Here is a 3710-nt window from a genome sequence, read left to right as displayed (position 1 = left end):
ACACATGGTGCGGTTGATTGTTTCATAGTGTTTCGGTGGTCATAGCGTGAGGGAAACGCCCGGTTACATTCCGAACCCGGAAGCTAAGCCTTACAGCGCCGATGGTACTGCAGGGGGGACCCTGTGGGAGAGTAGGACACCGCCGAACAAATATTGGGAAAACCCCCGCATCGGAAGATGCGGGGGTTTTCTGCGTTTCAGGACGGTTCAACCAGGCCCGTGTCGTAGGCCAGGATCACTGCCTGGACGCGGTCCCGTGAGCCGGTTTTCGCGAGGATGCGGCTCACATGCGTTTTCACCGTCGATTCGGCCAGGTGCAGGCGGGTGGCGATCTCCGTGTTCGTCCAGCCCATGCCGATGACCGTGAGGATTTCGCGTTCCCGGTCCGTGAGCGGCGCCAGGCGGGGGTCCTCCGGGGCCGCGGGCGAGGGGTCCGGTGCCGTCGGCAGGTGGTGGACGTAGGCGTCGAGCAGGCGGCGGGTCAGGCTGGGGGCCACGACCGCGTCGCCGGTCGCCACCGCGCGGACACCGGAGAGCAGTTCTTCCGGCTGGGCGTCCTTGACGAGGAAGCCGGAGGCGCCGGCACGGAGGCCGGCGTAGGCGTATTCGTCGAGGTCGAAGGTGGTGAGGATCAGGACGCGGGTGCGGTCGCCGGTGGCGGTGATGCGGCGAGTGGCCTCGATGCCGTCCAGGCCGGGCATGCGGACGTCCATCAGGACGACGTCGGGATGCAGTTCCGCGGTCATGCGGACCGCCTCCGTGCCGTTCGCGGCCTCGCCCAGGACCGTCATGTCGTCCTGGCTCTCCAGCAGCATGCGGAAGCCGAGGCGCTGGAGGGGCTGGTCGTCGGCGATGAGGACGGTCGTCACGGCGAGGGTTCCTCCGGGAGGTGGAGACGGACGCGCCAGCCCCGTTCGGGGAGCGGGCGGGGGCCGGCCTCAAGTGTGCCGCCGTAGAGAGCCGTTCGTTCGCGCATGCCGGGAAGTCCGCGGCCGGTGGTGGTGCCGTCGACGGGGCGGGCGCCGTGACCGGTGTCCGTGACGGTGACCGTGGCGGCGCCCCGGCCGGCGTAGGACAGCGCTATGTCCGCGGTGGCGCCGGTGCCCGCGTGTTTGAGGGTGTTGGTGAGGGCCTCCTGGACGACGCGGTAGACCGTGAGCTGGCGGCCCGGGGGAAGGGCAGGGGTGCCGTGGGTGGTGAGGCGGACGGGGAGGCCTGCCGAGCGGACACCGTCGATCAGCTGGTCCAGGTCGGTCAGGGCCGGCTGGGGGGCGAGGCCGGCCTCCGGGTGCTGGTGGTCGTCGCGGAGGACGTCCAGGAGGCGGCGGAGTTCGGTGAGGGCCTGGCGGCTGGTGCCGGCGATGGCGTCCAGGGCCTGGGCGGCACGCTCGGGGGACTTGGCGGCGGCGTAGCGGCCGCCGTCGGCCAGGCCCGTGATGACGGAGAGGTTGTGGCCGATGATGTCGTGCATCTCGCGGGCGATGCGGGCGCGTTCGGCGGCGGCGGCGAGGCGGGCCTGCTGGTCGCGTTCGATCTCCAGGCGGCGGGCGCGGTCCTCCAGTGCCTCCGTGTAGTCGCGGCGGGTGCGGACCGCGATGCCCGCCAGGGCGGCCACGGCGATCGACATCAGCGGCGGCACGAGCTCCTGGTTCCAGCCGTTCAGCGGATGGCGGGCGGCGAGGACGAGGATCGGGGCGATGGTCAGCGGAGCCGTCCACGCCAGGGTGCGCAGGGGGAGGCGCAGGGCGATGTTGTAGACGACGACCAGCTGGAGCATGGCGGCCTGGAGGACGGTGCCGGTCCAGGCGTTGACCAGGGCGACCGGGGTCATGGCCAGCAGGACCGCGAGGGGGTGGCCGCGGCGCCAGAGGAGGGGGACGGCGAAGCCGAGGTTCAGGGCGATGACCAGCCAGTCGGGGGCCTCGGTGCTGCGGGCGACGGCACGCCAGCCGCCGGTGGCGTAGTCGATCAGGGCGACGCTGACGCAGAGGCCGGTCAGGTGGAGGTCCCAGGCCGCCGGGTGGCGCCGGTCGTAGGCGCGCACCCGGGCGATGACGCGCTGGATGTGCTGGGTCAGGGGCTCGGGGGCCGGCTGCATGCCGTCCATGGTGCGGGGCGTGGGGCTCATACGTCCCGTCGCTTGAGGAAGACGGCCGCGGCGGTGAGGGTGGCCGCCGTCCAGAGGATGAGGGAGAGCAGGGCGGTGCCGGGGGAGGTCATGCCGGGCGTGGGGTCCGCGTGGGTGAGGGCTTCCAGGGCCTTGCCGGGGAAGTGGCGTACGGCGTCGTCGACGGCCTCGTAAGGGAGCATCCTCAGCACCTCGGGGAGGATCATTACCACGCCGATCAGGACGCCGACGCTGGTGGGGACGGAGCGGATCAGGCTGCCGAGACCGACGGCGAGGACGGCGACGAGGGCGAGCCCGGCGGCGTTGCCGACGAGGGCGCGCAGGATGCCCGGGTCGCCGAGGGCGGCTTCCTTGTCGGTGCCGGTGAGGAGGGACTGGACGACGGGGAAGGTGAGCAGGTTGGTGGCGAGGGCGGTGAGGAAGCAGACCGTGCCGACGATCGCCGCCTTGGACCACAGGACGGGGAGGCGGGCGGGGACGGCCGCCATGGTGGAGCGGACCAGGCCGGTGGAGTGTTCCTCGGCGGAGGCGAGGATGCCGAGGACGCCGACGATGATCTGGCTGAACTGCATGCCGAGCAGGACGAGGAGGACGGTGTCCAGCTCGGCGGCGTCGCCGGACTCATAGGAGCTGCCGATGGCTATGCCCGTGCCGAGGGTGAGCACGGGGATCAGGGCGAGGTTGAGCCAGGTGGAGCGGAGCGTCCACAGCTTGTGCCACTCGGAGTGCAGGACGCGGACGGGGGTGACGGCCAGGGTGGTCATGCCGGGGCTCCTTCCAGGCCGGCGGGGTATTCGACGGCGTCGCGGGTGAGGTCCATGAACGCCTCCTCCAGGGAGGCGGCGCGCGGGGTGAGTTCGTAGAGGGGGATGCCGTGCGCGGCGGCGGTGCGGCCGATGTGCTCGGCGTCGGTGCCGTGGACGTGGAGGGTGCCGGGGGAGTCGCTGGTGATGTCGACACCGGGCGCGGTCAGGTGCCGTACGAGGGCGGGGGCCTCGGGGGTGACGACCCTGACGGTGCCGGCGCCGGACCGGCGGACGAACTCGGTGACGGTGGTGTCGGCGAGGAGCCGGCCGCGGCCGATGATGATCAGGTGGTCGGCGGTCTGGGCCATCTCGCTCATCAGGTGGGAGGAGACCAGGACCGTGCGGCCTTCGGCGGCGAGGGACTTGAGGAGGGTGCGGATCCACAGGACGCCCTCGGGGTCGAGGCCGTTGACCGGTTCGTCGAGGACGAGCACCTCCGGGTCGCCGAGCAGCGCGGCGGCGATACCGAGGCGTTGGCCCATGCCGAGGGAGAAACCCTTGACGCGGCGGTTCGCGACGTCGGTGAGGCCGGTGAGGTCGAGGACGCGGGTGACGCGGCCGCGGGGGATGCCGTGGGTGAGGGCGAGGGCGGTCAGATGGTGGCGGGCGGTGCGGCCCGGGTGGACCGAGCGGGCCTCGAGGAGCGCGCCGACCTGGGTGAGCGGCGCCGGATGGGCGGCGTAGGGGCGGCCGTTGATGGTGGCGTGGCCGCGGGTGGGGGCGTCCAGGCCGAGCAGCAGGCGCATGGTGGTGGACTTGCCGGCGCCGTTGGGGCC

Annotated in this window: 4 protein-coding genes and 1 rRNA gene; 1 reads left to right on the top strand and 4 read right to left on the bottom strand. The window is 72.2% G+C overall.

Annotated elements, in window-relative coordinates; genetic code table 11:
- The first annotated feature begins 31 nt into the window (after positions 1-31).
- A 5S ribosomal RNA gene (rrf, locus tag CCN42_RS38895) occupies positions 32-148 on the top strand.
- 49 nt (positions 149-197) lie between these two features.
- Here the strand turns inward: rrf and CCN42_RS38890 are convergent.
- The 4 genes from CCN42_RS38890 to CCN42_RS38875 all read right to left on the bottom strand — a co-directional run.
- Positions 198-869, bottom strand: coding sequence for a response regulator (locus tag CCN42_RS38890; RefSeq protein ID WP_086741908.1), 672 nt, complete (start codon positions 867-869; stop codon positions 198-200).
- Positions 866-2128: a sensor histidine kinase gene (locus CCN42_RS38885; protein WP_245877669.1), complete on the bottom strand. Its 1263-nt coding sequence runs from the start codon at positions 2126-2128 to the stop codon at positions 866-868. The genes CCN42_RS38890 and CCN42_RS38885 overlap by 4 nt, the downstream gene beginning before the upstream one ends.
- Positions 2125-2892, bottom strand: coding sequence for an ABC transporter permease (locus CCN42_RS38880; RefSeq protein ID WP_086741906.1), 768 nt, complete (start codon positions 2890-2892; stop codon positions 2125-2127). The genes CCN42_RS38885 and CCN42_RS38880 overlap by 4 nt, the downstream gene beginning before the upstream one ends.
- A partial coding sequence (locus tag CCN42_RS38875; RefSeq protein WP_107427724.1) for an ATP-binding cassette domain-containing protein occupies positions 2889-3710 on the bottom strand: 822 nt, incomplete at its 5' end. The genes CCN42_RS38880 and CCN42_RS38875, both read right to left, overlap by 4 nt.

Origin of the sequence: Streptomyces glaucescens (genome assembly GCF_002154375.1) — a bacterium.
GTDB classification, from domain to species: Bacteria; Actinomycetota; Actinomycetes; order Streptomycetales; family Streptomycetaceae; genus Streptomyces; species Streptomyces glaucescens.
This window is presented reverse-complemented; position numbering and strand designations above follow the sequence as displayed.

Bases quoted from the DNA above. Each gene is read 5' to 3' on its own strand.
- CCN42_RS38885 (WP_245877669.1), bottom strand. From the start codon at position 2,128: ATGAGCCCCACGCCCCGCACCATGGACGGCATGCAGCCGGCCCCCGAG.
- CCN42_RS38880 (WP_086741906.1), bottom strand. From the start codon at position 2,892: ATGACCACCCTGGCCGTCACCCCCGTCCGCGTCCTGCACTCCGAGTGG.